Here is a 14137-nt window from a genome sequence, read left to right as displayed (position 1 = left end):
TCTCCCTTTGTTTCACATCATACCCTTTGCTTGTGGCAAGATAGCCATCGCATCACCAAATGAATAAAATCGATACCCCTCGGCGATCGCCTCCCCATAAAGCGCCAATAATCTTTCCCGGCCGATCAACGCACTCACCAGCATCATCAAACTCGACTTAGGCAAATGGAAATTCGTAATCAAACCATCAACCACTTGCCACTCATAGCCCGGGTAAATAAATAAATTCGTCTTCCCTTGAAATCCCCGCAATTCACCGTCCGATGCCGCCGCCATGCCCTCCAGAGAGCGTACAGCCGTTGTCCCGATAGCAATTACACGCCCCCCCTTCGCCTTCGTTTCCTTGATTTTTTGTACCGTACTATCCGGCACATCAATCCATTCATAGTGCATATCATGGGTCGTAATATCATCAACCTCCACCGGACGAAACGTCCCAACCCCCACATGGAGAGTGATAAAAGCCCTAGCAATACCTTTCGCCCCAAGCTTATCCAATAACTCAGGCGTAAAATGTAGCCCGGCAGTAGGAGCAGCCACCGCTCCCGGTTGCTCTGCATAAATAGTTTGGTACTGATCCGGCTTGGCCTCAGAATCAGTGACATAGGGCGGAAAAGGAATTTCCCCAAAATCATCTAAAACAGACCAAAGATTCGTCGTTGCAGGCAAATCAAACGCAAGGACACGACCCCCAGTTTCAGGATCTCGATCAATAACCGTTGCCCTAAGAACCTGGTCTAAATCACGGGGTGACGTAAACGCAATTTCTGCGCCGAGGGTAAACCGTTTCCCCGGCTTCACTAAAGCAAGCCATGTATTAACCGACTTTTCTTCCAGCAATAGGACTTCTACCGGTGCACCCGTCACCTTGCGCCCGTGCAGTCGCGCCGGAATAACCTTCGTATTATTCATGATCAGTAGATCATTAGGCTGTAACCAATCACCAAGTTGGTAAAAATGCTGGTGGTGGTGAGTTGTCGGCGAGTCTAGGACTAATAGCCGGGAGTGATCGCGGGGAGTGACGGGCGTTTGGGCGATGCATTCCGGCGGCAGAATATAGTCGTAACTAGCGAGGTTTTGGTCAACAGTAGACATGGTAGGACAGGGAACAAAAATCTCCGGGTATAATGAATGAAATTCCGTCGACGGTATAGCGTAATTCTATCGGTGCAAATTAAGTCGTAATGCTCGAATCCAGCTTACATTATCCTATTTTCGGTAAAGAAATTCTTTGTCCCCACTGCCGTCAAACAATTCAGGCGCTCACCCTAACCGATAGCTATCTCTGCGATCGCCACGGCGCATTTGAAGCCAATCCGGAGACCGAAGAGCTCGTACACCTCCAGTCCAGTCGACAATGGAAACGTTGGGAAGAAAAATGGTATCGCCAACATACTCATCCGGATGGGATTCGCTTTGAAATCCATGAAGCACTAGATCGACTTTATACTAAAGGTTTTCGCGCCACAAAAATCACGATCGCCAGTCGTTACGAAACCCTAGTAAGCCGCTCCTTAGAATTACGCGCTCCCCGCACTCGCATTACCAGCGAACCATCACATACACCCGTTCAATCCCGTGTGCCCTACCTCTACGGTTTACCCGTGACCTTCAGTGATAATGGCGATCGCCAGAATGACGAAAAATGGAACATCGTTAACTTTGAACTAGAAACAGAGCCCGGTGTGCCCCGTCGCTACCCCTACCATTACCTCGTGCGAGACTAGACAAATAATAATCATCAAGACAGATATACTTGACAGTGATGGTAACCTTGACGATCAGCCAAAACCCTACCATTAATCCCACTCGTCAACTTTAAATTAAATTTAAATTAAAAGACGCATATTATTTCCCATCAGACTCAGCAGGCATTAGCTCACTAAGATCAAACTTCTTCAACTGATTTGCGAAATGGGGCAAAATCTCTTGGCAAAATGCCTCTGCCGCCTTAGAACGATAGCGATTAGGATTAATAATTACACTAAGAATCCGCCGCACTTCAACCTCTTCAATGTGGGCACGGTGTAATGCACCCATGCGCAGTTCCTTTTCAATGGCCGTTACGGACACAAAAGAAGCACCTAAACCGGACTGAACAGCATTTTTGATCGCCTCAATGGAATTGAGTTCCATTTCAATACGCAGACGCTTAGTATCAATATCGCAACGGGTTAAAACCTGATCAATCACTTTGCGGATAGTGGATTGGGAATCGAGAGCAATAAATTTCAGCTTATATAGATCATCGCGGTGAATGGTTTCTACCTTTGCCAAGGGGTGATTAATCGGCAAAATTAAAGACAGCTCATCTTCTGCATAGGGCACAATTTTGAGGGTGTCCTGCAACTCAGAAGGGACTTCACCACCGATAATGGCGAGATCCACTTGACCGTTCGCAACACCCCACGATGTTCTGCGGGTTGAGTGAACCTGTAATTGCACTGCGACATCGGGATATTTTTGGCGAAATAAACCGATCATGCGGGGGATGAGATAAGTACCCGTGGTTTGGGATGCGCCGACGATTAAAGTACCGCCCTGTAAATTTTGTAAATCTTCGATCGCCCGACAGGTTTCTTGGCAGAGGGTGATAATTTTTTCACCGTAATCAAGTAACAGATAACCGGCTTCCGTGAGTTGTGCCCTTCTACCACCTCGGTCAAAGAGGGGAACACTGAGTTGTTTTTCTAAGTTTTGAACCTGTAGACTGACCGCTGGCTGGGAGACGTAGAGGCTATCTGCGGCTCGCTTAAAGCTACCTTCGGTGGAAATGGCTTTAAGGATACGAAGTTGATCCAGAGTGAATGGAATGTCAGACATACAGCCTCGGCAAAAAGAAACGATAAAGAGGTATCGATGCTGGTTTCATGATTGACAGTACCACAATAAGGGGATCGTATCTCTTTTGATGGATAATATAGCCTGTACTAATTCGTTTAAAAATACTTCTATTGGCTGAATTATGGCGGAAATGAGCTGGTTTACGACAAGTCACTGGGTGATGTTAGGGCTTTTGGTTGGGTTTGCGATCGCCCACAGTGGATTAGCGGCGCTCCGTCCTTGGGGTGAAAAGAAGATTGGCTCTCGCCTCTACCGCGTCATTTTTGCATTGGTGAGCATTCCCTTTGCGACATGCTTAATTATTTATTTCTTTAACCACCGTTATGACGGGGCAGTGCTGTGGCAAATCCAAGGGGAAGCTTGGGTAAAGCCGACGGTGTGGTGGCTGTCAGCGATTTCATTTTTCTTTCTTTATCCTTCGACCTTTAATTTGCTGGAAATTGCTGCAGTACAACAGCCCCAGGTTCATCTTTATGAGAAAGGTATTATCCGTATTACCCGTCACCCGCAAATGGTGGGTCAGGTGATTTGGTGTGTTGGTCATCTTCTGTGGGTGGGGAGTTCGTTTATGTTGCTCACTTGTGTTGGTTTGGTGGCGCATCATTTGTTTGCGGTTTGGCATGGCGATCGCCGCCTAGAGTCCCGCTACGGCAAAACATTTCTCGCCGTCAAAGAACGCACATCGGTTATACCATTTCTCGCAATTTTCCAAGGAAGACAAACCCTCAAGCTTGGTGAATTTCTCAAACCTGCTTATGTGGGTGTGAGTGGCTTTATTGCGCTTCTATGGTGGGGACATCCTTGGCTGATGGTAATGACTGCAAAAGTGCCGTGGTAGATGTTTAAACGAATATGAGTTCTGATTGGGGATCAAGATCTAACCTTGGGTTTCTTAACCGAAAAAATATGATCCCCACGACCGATACAGGTAAGATAAGAGACCAAGATAAAATGTCTATATAACCAGAAACAACGGGAGATCATGGTTCTGTCGATCACCGAGGAAAATTTTAAGCAGACTGTTTTAGAAGCTGACCAGCCCGTCTTAGTGAATTTTTGGGCCCCTTGGTGTGGTCTTTGCCATTTATTACATCCCTTTCTCGTCAAAGTTCAGAAGGAATGGCAAGGGCAATTTTTATTGGTTGATGTGAATGCTGACGATAATTTCAAGCTGGCCAATACCTATCGGCTGAAAACATTGCCGACTTTGATTTTGTTTAATCATGGCAAAATTGTTGAACGTATTGATAAATTCCAAGACCGCGATCGCCTCAGCAGCCAGCTAGAACAACTCTTACAAGGTGTCGTAATTCCGAACCGATGACTTTGCCTTTGATCGTAATTTGTGGCGCGACGGCAACGGGAAAATCAAGTTTAGCCCTCAAGCTTGCCAAAGTATTAGATGCCGTTATTCTCAGTGCTGATTCACGGCAAATTTATCGAGAGTTTGATATTGGTACAGCCAAACCGAGTCCAGCAGAGCTAGCCCAAGCGCCCCATTATTTAATCGATATTTGTGAGCCAACGAAGACGCTAACTTTGGCTGAATATCAATCCCAAGCCCAAGCACTGATCGCTAAATTTCAAGCAGAAAATCGTTATATTTTGTTAGTGGGTGGGACTGGTCTTTACATTAAGGCGATCGCCAAAGGTTTAAAAATTCCGCGCGTTTCTCCTCAGCCAAATCTCCGCGAACAATTTACTAATCTAGGTCAAAAATATAGTTACCAACTCTTGCAACAACTCGATCCCATTGCCTGCGAAAAGATTCACCCCAATGACCAAGTGCGAACATTGCGGGCTTTGGAAGTTTTTTACGTTACAGGCAAACCAATCACCGAGCAGCAGGGCGAAAATCCCCCAGACTATCCCATTATTCAAATCGGCCTAGATTGCGATCTTGACCATCTCGAAGACCGAATCCGTCGTCGTACTCATCAAATGGTTGAGTTGAGGTTTGCGTCGGAAGTAAAAACCTTGGGGAAAAAATATGGTTGGGATTTACCATTACTCAAAACCCTCGGCTACGAAGAATTTGGAGAATATGTCCGTAACGAAACGACTGTTCAGGGGGCGATCGCCGCAACCATTTTACATACCCGTCAATTTGCCAAACGCCAACGAACTTGGTTCCGAGCCGTGCCCGAAATTAATTGGCTTAATAACGAAGATCCTGATTTAGTCCAGCAGGCGATCGCCGTCATTAAAAAGTCCAGTGCATGAGTGAAGCATAACGCGCGATCAAGACATTACTTCCGCAATTTCAATCACCTGATCTTCCCAATCTTTGACGAGAAAATTGAGAGGCTTTTCCTGACGAATTTTGTATTTTAAACGGCGAGACTGCACGCGCAATAAAACTGACTCCAAGCATTCCTTATCAAAACAAACATGGCGCTGTTGATTTTTTTTGCCTAAGCTTGCCCCAGACACAATATGCAACTGCGTATCTTTTTTGAGCTGATACCAGAGACCTTCCTGTTCCTTAACTGGGGACATGCCCATGGCCGAAGGTGATGCAGCGCCCATGTACATTGGATCAATACCACCGACACCACCGAGGGTTTGCTCATAGTTGTAGTAGTAATGCATCGGTACATCTGCCACAGGCAATTGTAAAATGCCCTCATAAAAACGCCTTGCCACATCCAAGTCTGAAACCATAATGGTATGAACCTTCGGGGCGCTGGTGAGAAACATCCACATCGCTACACCATAGGCACAAAGCAGCATAACCATAATGCCCTGGGTCGAAAAAAGCGAATCGAAGACCGGGAAAAATGCGCCGAGGTAAAGATTAGTAAGGATTGGAACAGCTGCAACCATAGATCAGGCGTTGATGAATAAATCGACTATGATGAAAGTCTAATGAGTCTGTTTAGGTGATTTTGTAAGCATTATATTGTAGGACATGGTTCAGATCCCGAGTTTTCCCGAAGCGAATCATCCCCTGATTCAATCCCTCAACCATTATAGCGATTTGGATTTGCTCACTCTTTTCCAGCGTTATCCGGAGCAGGGTAAGTATTTTACTGGGATTTTTTGTCGCTATTCACCGATTATTTATTCTCTGATCGGTAATTCTGCGCGATCGCCGGTGCAGGCAGACTACATTTTTGCATTGACATGGCGACATATTTTCCATGAAATGCGCGGTCTAAATTTGCGAGACGAAAATACCAACGCCGATACCCTACAAAATTGGCTAATCAACACCACGGCAATGTGCATCAACGGCACTGAAATGCCCCCTGTCGAATCGATCAACTACAACATCAAAGAAGCAACCCCCCCATTGTGGTGCTATCTCGAACAAGCCCTAGAACTCATTCCACCCTTGGCACGACTAATTTTGGTGATGGCCGATAATTATCACTGGAGTCCTACCCGCATTTCGGCATATCTCCAAGCAGAAGGCGAAAACCTTTCCACTGAAGATGTGGAATATTGGATTCAGCAGGGTCGCCAATTTGTCATTAACGAATTACCCGAAGATATTTGCGAACTTTATTTTCCTGAAGCCCTCGCATCCCGCGAAGATCTACTTGATGCCGTTTAAAATCAAGCTGCTTGTGCATCTGGAGGATGTCAGCGAACTTTTCCCAAAGTCGCCGAGCAACAACTGGTTCTACACGATTCATTGGTGATGCTGTGATTGTGACGCGATCTGTTGCGATTTTAGCCATTCTACCCGAACCATCCCTACGCCAAATCAAATGCTCCAGCCAATTTTGTTATTTTATTTGCTCGTCCCTTCTGCCAAGGGCTGATCAGCGTTTGCTGCTACCTCAAGCGGGCGTTCATAGATTTGCTGTTGCTTGTGTTCCGCATTAACCCGTTATTATTGTTGGAGTGTCTTTTAGAAAGGAAAACTTACGATGATTCTTCCCGGCAGTACAGTAAAAGTCATTAATCCCGACGATACCTTCTACCGTTTTACAGGCTTGGTACAGCGTGTCACCGATGGTCGTGCGGCGGTCTTGTTTGAAGGTGGTAACTGGGACAAAATTATTACGTTTAATCTCTCTGAACTCGAAGAGAGTAAGTAAGCTAGATGCGTTTGCCCTTGCCTCAATTTAGTCTTGGCGATCGCCACCCGGATCATATTGCGGAGGTCATCGAGACGACAACCACAGAATTCACGGCGCAATGTTTGGAACCAGAGGATTTAAGTTTCCCGGTCATGCCACCCTTCGGTAGTTGGGTAAAATCCTATGACGAAGAGTCCGGCAATGTGGTTTATGGCATCGTTACCTATGTGACGACATCCCCCATTGATTCTGTACATCGGGCAAGGGCATTGGGCATGAGTTTAGAGGAGTTGCGGGAACAGCAACCCCAGATTTTTGCCATGCTAAAAACTGAATTTCGAGCGGCAATTGTGGGCTTTGAAGCGCCGCCAAAACGAAGAAACAGTAAACGTGGCGAAGTGTTTCAATATTTACCGCCCCGCCCGCCTCAAATTCACCAATCGGTTTACCATTGCGAACCGGAAGAGATTATTCACTTCACTGACAAGCTCGAATTTTTACGGGTTTTATTGCAGGTGAATTGGGTTCCGCCGGAATCTCTCATCGCTGCATCTGTGCGAGAGGTTTACCGACTACGAAAAGGCGATCGCCAGTGGCTCGTAAACGTGGGGCGAATGATCAGCACCTTGCTCAAGGATGACTACGATCGATTGCGTTATATCCTGAGCCAAATTCATTGGTAATTTTAGAGAATCAAAAAGCGACCACATTTCCTGAATCAAGAGGAAGGCGATCGCCCAAAAAACAATTTTTGATTTATCCGTAAAATTTGTCTATAAAAAAATTAATCCCAACCGTTCTTGTCGAGGTACTTCGCCACAGTTTGCACATCCTTATCACCACGACCAGAACTATTGATCACGATGCGAGGACTACCTTCTAACCGAGGACAAAGAGTTTCAAGGTACGCAAAAGCATGGGACGTTTCAAGAGCCGGAATAATGCCCTCAAGCTCCGACACAAACCGGAAAGCCCTCACCGCATCCTCGTCCGTCACACTGTAATATTCCGCGCGGCTCGTATCCTTGAGATAACTATGCTCAGGGCCAACACCGGGATAATCAAGACCCGCACTAATCGAATGCGCCTCAACCACCTGACCTTCTGTATCCTGCAATAAATAGCTCATCGCGCCATGCAAGACACCCGGCTGACCTTGGGTTAATGTCGCTGCATGGTGGCCACTAGCCACACCAGAACCTTCCGCTTCAACACCGATGAGGCGAACAGAACGATCTCTAACAAACTCATGGAATAAGCCCATTGCATTGGAGCCACCGCCGACACAAGCCATGAGGATATCCGGTAAACCGCCCCATTTTTCTTGACATTGCTCACGAGTTTCTGCGCCGATAATCGCGTGGAAATCCCGTACCATCATCGGATAGGGGTGAGGCCCAGCCACAGAACCAAGAATGTAGTGAGTATTTTCGACATTTGTCACCCAATCCCGGATCGCCTCAGAAGTGGCATCCTTTAGCGTACCCGTTCCCGCTGCCACCGGTTGGACTGTTGCCCCCAGAAGCTTCATCCGAAAAACATTAAGTGCCTGACGTTCCATATCTTGCACACCCATATAGATGATGCACTCCATTCCGAAACGCGCACAAACTGTCGCTGTTGCCACACCATGTTGACCTGCGCCAGTCTCCGCAATAATCCGTTTTTTACCCATGCGCTTCGCTAATAAAGCTTGGGCGATCGCATTATTGATTTTATGAGCCCCAGTATGATTGAGATCCTCGCGCTTGAGATAAATCTGAGGGCCTGAGCCATCCGGGCGAACGTAGCGTTCCGTTAGCCGCTCTGCAAAATACAGTGGGCTAGGACGACCGACATAATCCTTAAGAAGAAGATCTAGCTCAGCTTTGAAGTCAGGATCATTACGGTACTGAGCATAGGCTGATTCCAGCTCAGCCAGTGCAGGCATTAAGGTTTCCGGTACATACTTGCCGCCATACTGACCAAAACGGCCAAGGGCATCCGGCTGATTCGCATCAAAGGTTTTGCTGCTGGGAGAAATCGGAGAAATAGTCACGGTGTACGTTATAGATGAAGAAAATAACTCTAAGTAGAGATATTGTAACCTCTTCATCCCAGTAGATTTGTCATCAACTCCCCGCAAGGGTTTAAGCCGTGACAACAGGCATAATTTTCATTAACGATGCTTGGCGTTGCTCAAATAATTTGTTGATGCCCTTAACGACAGTTAGCGTAATTTCTGGGCTAATGCTTTCAAGAAATCCCTCTTGGGACAACTCTCCCCGGAAAAAGAGCTTTGCGCGATCGCACTGTTCCCGTACCGCATCAAAACCAATAGATTTCACAATATAAGTTGCTAATGGTGAATTTTTGAGATCGTAGGAAGCATTTTGGTAACGACCTTTTTCTAATAAATCTAAAACCTCTTTCTCCACATCGTTTCTGAGGGTAAACGTACTCTCAATCGCAGGAATATAATCAATCAGCTTTGACTGAATATCGTCTTCACCTTGTGATGGTAATTCACCCATCATGCTAGATAAAGGAATATCGCGACCTAAGCGGCGAGAAATAGCCTCTAGAAAACCAATCGTAAATAACTTACAACCGAGATACAGGCGACCAACTTGTAAATTTCGCTCAGACTGCGCAATCAGTTCGTTGTAAATATCTTGGTCAGGTTCACCCATAAATTCTTGGAAAATGATATTTGGCCGCAGGAAATTCATAAAGCCTTCCATTTTTTGGAGCGCTTGGCGATATTCAACGACAGTATAGGAAGAGCGGTTATGGAGATTATGGTTTGTTTCAGGTAAAAGATCCCATGTCCCATCTAAGAAGCGAGCTGCTTTGGGGTGGGCAAAACTGCCGACATCGCGGTTAGACAATCTCACCGCACGGCGAATTGTATTTTCCATCTGGTCTTGGGATAAGCCGATGCCATACTTTTCGTTTACAGTTTCTAGGCGGTGAAACAATGCCATGGCCGCGCTAACACCATTTTCATCGTCTGGACGGAAGGGGATTGTTGTTTCAATGCAACAAATCACTTCAGCCAGTTGGGCGGGAGACAAAAATGGTTCTAAAACTTTAGCGCCGACAATTGCACTGAGAAACTCGTTTTGTCCCCTAAATGAAGAGAGGGGTTGGCCGGGCTGGAAACCAAATAAATCTAGGATGATCTGAAAAAGTTGGTCTTGTGGTAATTCGTCGGGGTCGCGGATAAAGAGTTGTTCTCGGACTTCTTTAACGAAGGGCACAATGTAGTAGCTGAGGTTAAAGTTGACGCTTTTGTCCACTTGTACGTAAACAACGTCGTGAAACAGGGCGGCTAAAAGTTCGATGGCGTTGTCGGAACCACCCACTTCAAAAATATGCTCTGGTGTGTGGAATGAGCGCCAAGGTCCCGTCATTGTTTGCACAATAAGGTTTGCTATTTTATTGAGTTGAGCCATCTCAAAGTCAATTTTAAGCTCCTCCATTGCCCAAATGAGTTTCTCTAAACATTGTTGGTGGTCATTTTCAAAACTCACGGGAACCTCCCCTAATTTTGCCCAAAGTATTTGGTAATGTGGCAGTTGATACGTACGTGATTTGGTATCAAAGTTATAGATGCTTTCAATGTAGCAAAGGTGATTCACTAGGGGCAAAGATCTAGATCACCGCTTGGGTTGATCTTTAAGGGGGCAGGACGGATTGGGGGCGAAAGGGGAGGGAAAAGAGGAACTGGGAGCCTTCTCCGTGGTTGGATTCTAGCCAAATAGAGCCACCGTGGCGTTGGACTATTTTTTTGCATACGGCTAGGCCGATGCCTGTACCTGCGTACTGGGATTGGGAATGGAGTCGTTTAAAGGCGTAAAAGATTTGGTCAAAGTAGTCGGGTTCGATACCGATGCCATTATCGCGGCAGCTAAAGATCCATTGTTGGTTATGGGAGTGGGCACTGATGTGGACGAAAGGAATGACATCTTCTCGATGGTATTTCAGGGCATTTTCAATGAGATTTTGGAAAAGTTGACCGAGCTGGAGGGGGTTGGCATAGACTTCTGGCAAGGGGTCTATGGTAATTTCTGCTTGGCTTTGGGCGATCGCCGAGCTGAGACGGTTGAGGACTTGGTGCACGATAATATTGCAATTTACCGTCACAAATTCACTTTCTGCACGGTCAACACGGGAATAGGTGAGAAGATCTTCAATCAACTGGGTCATCTGTTTGACGGAGTCTTGCATGGATTGAATGTATTGGTGTCCTTTCTCATCTAGGCGATCGCCGTAGCGTACCTGCAATAGCTGCGCCCATGAATAGATACTAGATAAAGGCTGCTTCAAATCATGGGAGGCAATATAGGCAAACTGCTCGAGTTCTTTATTGGACTCTTGTAATTTACGCTGAATCTGCTCGCGTACCGTCATCTCCTGCCGGAGTCGTGCGTTGGCAATGCGCAATGCTTTTTGATTTTTTTTGCGCTCAATGGCATACAGTAGCGATCGCCATAATGTTGCCTGATCAATGGCAATATTTGTTTTGACTAAATAATCCTGCGCCCCTTGGTGTACCGCTTCTAGAGCCGTTTCCGAATCACTGGTATTCGTTAACACAACAACCGGCGTATCTGGAGCAACAGCGATAATGGCCGATAGGGAATTTAAGCCCTGGCTATCGGGTAAACTGAGGTCTAGTAAAACAATGTCAAACTGTTGTTGCTGTAAAGCCTTTAAGGCTGCGGACAGACGACTTTCATGGCAAAGCTGACAAGCGGTTGTATCAAGGGTGAGCAGGAGTTCTTGTAACAATTCAGCTTCGGCTAAATTATCTTCAATTAATAAAATTACAAGCGCATTAGGCAGGATCACTGAACTCCTTTTGTGCTCTGAATACATGTAATGTGAGCTGTTCCAGCAAAATCAGCGACGTAACGACATTTTAAAGAAAGATATTGTCATTAAATGATCATTGAGAAATTATCATGGAGCACCGTTGGCGATCATATTTCCTCCCCGGACTGGGCCGGCTTCCCAATAACCTTTGGCCTTGGCATGACTGGGTTTTAACTTTGTTGCGATAATCATGGCTGATAACGAGAGTAAACGTTTAAAAATCGAAACTCCCTATCTCTATTTTATATTTCCCGATTGCAGAATAGAAAATTGCATCGTTTTGAGACTGTTTTACCAGCCAAAACTACCCGGTTCACCTTTAAAAGGCCCAATAATATCTTTTGTGATCCAGCCACCATAAAAGCCGCCGGGCTGGGGGGTGACTTTTTCGCCATCGACATAACAGGCATCCATTGGTTGGGCATAGAAAGCTACATAATTTTGTAGCTCCTTAAAGGGGGCTGTCGGCTCGGGATAATACCAGCCAACTTTTGCTAAAGTTTTGTCCTGCACCACAATGTTGTAATAGTGAGCAAGGCCTTTCCATTCACAAAAAGATTGACCTTCTGCTGCTTGTAAATAGTGTTGTTCAATGGCGGTGGGTGGCAGATAGTATACGGGCGGGTGACTGGTTTCGAGGACGCGATAGCTATCACTGGTTTCGGCGATCGCCACACCATTAAACATAATTTTGATCTGTTTCTGGCAAGGCTCAAGGCGAGGAGGACGCGGATAATCCCAGACGGATTCTTGATCTGGCGTAGTCGGGAGAGGCTGAGGACGAGAAAACATAGAAAACCGAGGTAAGCTGAACCGGAAATACTTAGGAAAAAAAATAATTGTCAAAAATATTCTAAGAATCTGCACAAAGCAGCATTGTTTTTTTGCTCAAAAAGGGAACAACAAGGGGGGAAATTTAGTTTTATCTAGTTAATAGATTAACGCTTAAATGGGGTTTTGACTGGGTTTGTCGCCGGGAAATACATCCCACTAGGTTATGAACGATATTTCAGAACTACTGGTAAGTGGGCGAATTTTGAAGACGCGGCTATGGTTGCGACCCCCACTTCATTTCAGATTATCTGGGTCATTAAATTATTATGGCTAAGCGTCGTTTTTTGGAATTAGCGCGCCATGGGGAAATGCAGGCGATCGCCCTTTTTTAACCATGTGGAAATTCGTGGTTATGGAACCTATCTGTAATTATTGCAATGGCTAGATTGTTTTGATACTGATGATCAAAAAAATTTGGCGAAAATCACCATGTCAGCCAAAATAACGACGCATTCGGTGGCAACAAACAATCAAACAATCGCTTTTTATTGATTAGTTAAATTAAAATTTGGGTCTAAATCTTGCGCCGTTGCTCGGTCTTTTATGGTGCTGTCTTGACGCTCCCCCACCAACTGCAAAGCAGTATGGCTTGTGAGATTCCTGTTGCACAGACCCTTAACTAGAACATGCAATTCCCATGCGATATTCCCCGCCAGACCGTCTCACCAAGTATTTTGGTTTTACCTCCACGATGCGCCCCACCGCAGATAAAAATATTCAGTTTTAGCTTATGGCCGTTTTCGGTTGTCAGTATCTAAATCGTTTCCTGAGCCGCCTTTGGGTGTACCAATTTTTCTCATTTTTGGCGTTTGAGCTGTTGATTTAATCGTATCAAACTTGTTCCCTTCGGTTACGCTCTGCTTCACCCCCCCTAACCTCCGGTATCGGCGGAGCACTGCGAAGGTCTCTGGTAGAAAAAATCTAGGGGTCGCGATCGCCACCCTTGGAGATGTGGGTTGATTTTGTAAAATAAGATACGTGAAAAGGTATAAACTTATTTTTTCACAGCAAGTTATTTACAGAAATTGCCATGACTACCGAGCGAGAATTAGCAGAATGGCCAGAAAAAATTAGACGAGTACGGGGTCAGTCGCCGCTGTATTCAGGGGGCAGCCGTCCTCGCCAAAGTGCTGTATGGTTCCGTGTCATTTTATTTGTTGGTGGTTTGGCGATCGCCCTAGCGGTGAGTAACCATCTACAAAAAGCCCAGCAGTCAGAATCCCAGCCCCCCATCATCCGAGAATATCGTCCCTAGGGTCGTCCCCATGCAATGTCCCGTACTAATCAATCTTGGGTGACCACCACGGCGATCGCCTCACCATACTCAAGCATATTCAGTGCCACCTAGCCCCAACCCAGATCTTGGGACTGTAAGGGTTACCATCACCCCAAGCTCAATAAGCTGGCAATTGTCGTCGTAGGCGATCGCCTGACGATACATTCGTTCAATGTCCGATACCAAGTACTTTTGTTGTAACTCAAGGGTAAGCAACTCGTAGATCCCCTCACAATCCCCTTCCCCTAAAGCCTATGCCACTGGTAAAGCCAAAGTGCCGTGGGGCGTTTCG

General features: G+C 46.0%; 16 protein-coding genes. 8 read left to right on the top strand and 8 right to left on the bottom strand.

Annotated elements, in window-relative coordinates:
• Positions 1-12: 12 nt before the first annotated feature.
• On the bottom strand, positions 13-1095 hold the full coding sequence (gene queA, locus NIES208_RS04815; RefSeq protein ID WP_075890271.1) for a tRNA preQ1(34) S-adenosylmethionine ribosyltransferase-isomerase QueA: 1083 nt from the start codon (positions 1093-1095) through the stop codon (positions 13-15).
• Between the two features lie 89 nt (positions 1096-1184).
• On the opposite strand from queA, the gene NIES208_RS04810 reads away from it, so the two are divergent.
• Positions 1185-1727, top strand: a complete 543-nt coding sequence (locus tag NIES208_RS04810; protein WP_075890269.1) for a TIGR02652 family protein — start codon at positions 1185-1187, stop codon at positions 1725-1727.
• A 121-nt stretch (positions 1728-1848) separates the two neighbouring features.
• Here the strand turns inward: NIES208_RS04810 and NIES208_RS04805 are convergent, their stop codons facing one another.
• Positions 1849-2823, bottom strand: a complete 975-nt coding sequence (locus NIES208_RS04805) for a LysR family transcriptional regulator (RefSeq protein WP_075890267.1) — start codon at positions 2821-2823, stop codon at positions 1849-1851.
• Between the two features lie 142 nt (positions 2824-2965).
• Here NIES208_RS04805 and NIES208_RS04800 point away from each other — a divergent pair, with 142 nt between their 5' ends.
• From NIES208_RS04800 to miaA, 3 genes are all read left to right on the top strand, one after another.
• Positions 2966-3682, top strand: coding sequence for an NnrU family protein (locus tag NIES208_RS04800; RefSeq protein ID WP_075890265.1), 717 nt, complete (start codon positions 2966-2968; stop codon positions 3680-3682).
• Positions 3683-3826: 144 nt separating this feature from the next.
• Positions 3827-4168, top strand: a complete 342-nt coding sequence (locus NIES208_RS04795) for a thioredoxin family protein (RefSeq protein ID WP_075890263.1) — start codon at positions 3827-3829, stop codon at positions 4166-4168.
• Positions 4165-5067: a tRNA (adenosine(37)-N6)-dimethylallyltransferase MiaA gene (gene miaA, locus NIES208_RS04790; protein WP_075890261.1), complete on the top strand. Its 903-nt coding sequence runs from the start codon at positions 4165-4167 to the stop codon at positions 5065-5067. Before NIES208_RS04795 ends, miaA begins: the two co-directional genes overlap by 4 nt.
• Positions 5068-5085: 18 nt before the next feature.
• Here the strand turns inward: miaA and NIES208_RS04785 are convergent, their stop codons facing one another.
• Complete coding sequence (locus NIES208_RS04785; RefSeq protein WP_075890259.1) at positions 5086-5670, bottom strand: VOC family protein; 585 nt, start codon at positions 5668-5670, stop codon at positions 5086-5088.
• 85 nt (positions 5671-5755) lie between these two features.
• On the opposite strand from NIES208_RS04785, the gene NIES208_RS04780 reads away from it, so the two are divergent.
• The 3 genes from NIES208_RS04780 (at position 5756) to NIES208_RS04770 (ending at position 7558) form a co-directional block, all read left to right on the top strand.
• Positions 5756-6403 carry an RNA polymerase subunit sigma-70 gene (locus tag NIES208_RS04780; protein WP_075890257.1) on the top strand — a complete coding sequence of 216 codons (648 nt, stop codon included), beginning with the start codon at positions 5756-5758 and terminating at the stop codon, positions 6401-6403.
• 319 nt (positions 6404-6722) lie between these two features.
• Complete coding sequence (locus NIES208_RS04775; RefSeq protein ID WP_075890254.1) at positions 6723-6893, top strand: NAD(P)H dehydrogenase subunit NdhS; 171 nt, start codon at positions 6723-6725, stop codon at positions 6891-6893.
• 5 nt (positions 6894-6898) lie between these two features.
• A complete protein-coding gene (locus tag NIES208_RS04770; RefSeq protein ID WP_075890252.1) occupies positions 6899-7558 on the top strand; it encodes an HAS-barrel domain-containing protein in 660 nt (219 codons plus the stop codon).
• A 101-nt stretch (positions 7559-7659) separates the two neighbouring features.
• On the opposite strand, the gene trpB is transcribed toward NIES208_RS04770, so the two are convergent.
• From trpB to NIES208_RS04750, 4 genes are all read right to left on the bottom strand, one after another.
• Positions 7660-8913, bottom strand: coding sequence for a tryptophan synthase subunit beta (gene trpB, locus NIES208_RS04765; RefSeq protein WP_075890250.1), 1254 nt, complete (start codon positions 8911-8913; stop codon positions 7660-7662).
• Between the two features lie 91 nt (positions 8914-9004).
• Positions 9005-10390, bottom strand: a complete 1386-nt coding sequence (locus NIES208_RS04760; RefSeq protein ID WP_075890248.1) for a hypothetical protein — start codon at positions 10388-10390, stop codon at positions 9005-9007.
• A gap of 145 nt (positions 10391-10535) precedes the next feature.
• The gene (locus NIES208_RS04755; RefSeq protein ID WP_225875252.1) at positions 10536-11711 is read right to left on the bottom strand and encodes a sensor histidine kinase; all 1176 of its coding nucleotides are present in this window, start codon (positions 11709-11711) and stop codon (positions 10536-10538) included.
• A 315-nt stretch (positions 11712-12026) separates the two neighbouring features.
• On the bottom strand, positions 12027-12527 hold the full coding sequence (locus NIES208_RS04750; RefSeq protein WP_075890244.1) for a DUF427 domain-containing protein: 501 nt from the start codon (positions 12525-12527) through the stop codon (positions 12027-12029).
• A 1072-nt stretch (positions 12528-13599) separates the two neighbouring features.
• Between NIES208_RS04750 and NIES208_RS04745 the strand changes: the two genes are divergently transcribed.
• Complete coding sequence (locus NIES208_RS04745; RefSeq protein WP_075890242.1) at positions 13600-13824, top strand: hypothetical protein; 225 nt, start codon at positions 13600-13602, stop codon at positions 13822-13824.
• A 69-nt stretch (positions 13825-13893) separates the two neighbouring features.
• Here NIES208_RS04745 and NIES208_RS18865 read toward each other — a convergent pair whose 3' ends face one another.
• The gene (locus tag NIES208_RS18865; protein WP_171971719.1) at positions 13894-14061 is read right to left on the bottom strand and encodes a hypothetical protein; all 168 of its coding nucleotides are present in this window, start codon (positions 14059-14061) and stop codon (positions 13894-13896) included.
• Positions 14062-14137 lie beyond the last annotated feature (76 nt).

The sequence above is a fragment of the [Limnothrix rosea] IAM M-220 genome (assembly GCF_001904615.1).
In the GTDB taxonomy this organism is placed as follows: domain Bacteria; phylum Cyanobacteriota; class Cyanobacteriia; order Cyanobacteriales; family MRBY01; genus MRBY01.
The sequence above is the reverse complement of the archived record's forward strand: the minus strand, read 5'-3'. Positions and strand labels throughout refer to the sequence as shown.

Coding starts and splice junctions, on each gene's coding strand:
- NIES208_RS04780 (WP_075890257.1), top strand. CDS start 5,756: ATGGTTCAGATCCCGAGTTTTCCCGAAGCGAATCATCCCCTGATTCAA.
- NIES208_RS04785 (WP_075890259.1), bottom strand. CDS start 5,670: ATGGTTGCAGCTGTTCCAATCCTTACTAATCTTTACCTCGGCGCATTT.
- NIES208_RS04805 (WP_075890267.1), bottom strand. CDS start 2,823: ATGTCTGACATTCCATTCACTCTGGATCAACTTCGTATCCTTAAAGCC.
- NIES208_RS04745 (WP_075890242.1), top strand. CDS start 13,600: ATGACTACCGAGCGAGAATTAGCAGAATGGCCAGAAAAAATTAGACGA.
- NIES208_RS04770 (WP_075890252.1), top strand. CDS start 6,899: ATGCGTTTGCCCTTGCCTCAATTTAGTCTTGGCGATCGCCACCCGGAT.
- NIES208_RS04775 (WP_075890254.1), top strand. CDS start 6,723: ATGATTCTTCCCGGCAGTACAGTAAAAGTCATTAATCCCGACGATACC.
- miaA (WP_075890261.1), top strand. CDS start 4,165: ATGACTTTGCCTTTGATCGTAATTTGTGGCGCGACGGCAACGGGAAAA.
- NIES208_RS04810 (WP_075890269.1), top strand. CDS start 1,185: ATGCTCGAATCCAGCTTACATTATCCTATTTTCGGTAAAGAAATTCTT.
- NIES208_RS04795 (WP_075890263.1), top strand. CDS start 3,827: ATGGTTCTGTCGATCACCGAGGAAAATTTTAAGCAGACTGTTTTAGAA.
- NIES208_RS04800 (WP_075890265.1), top strand. CDS start 2,966: ATGGCGGAAATGAGCTGGTTTACGACAAGTCACTGGGTGATGTTAGGG.
- NIES208_RS04750 (WP_075890244.1), bottom strand. CDS start 12,527: ATGTTTTCTCGTCCTCAGCCTCTCCCGACTACGCCAGATCAAGAATCC.
- queA (WP_075890271.1), bottom strand. CDS start 1,095: ATGTCTACTGTTGACCAAAACCTCGCTAGTTACGACTATATTCTGCCG.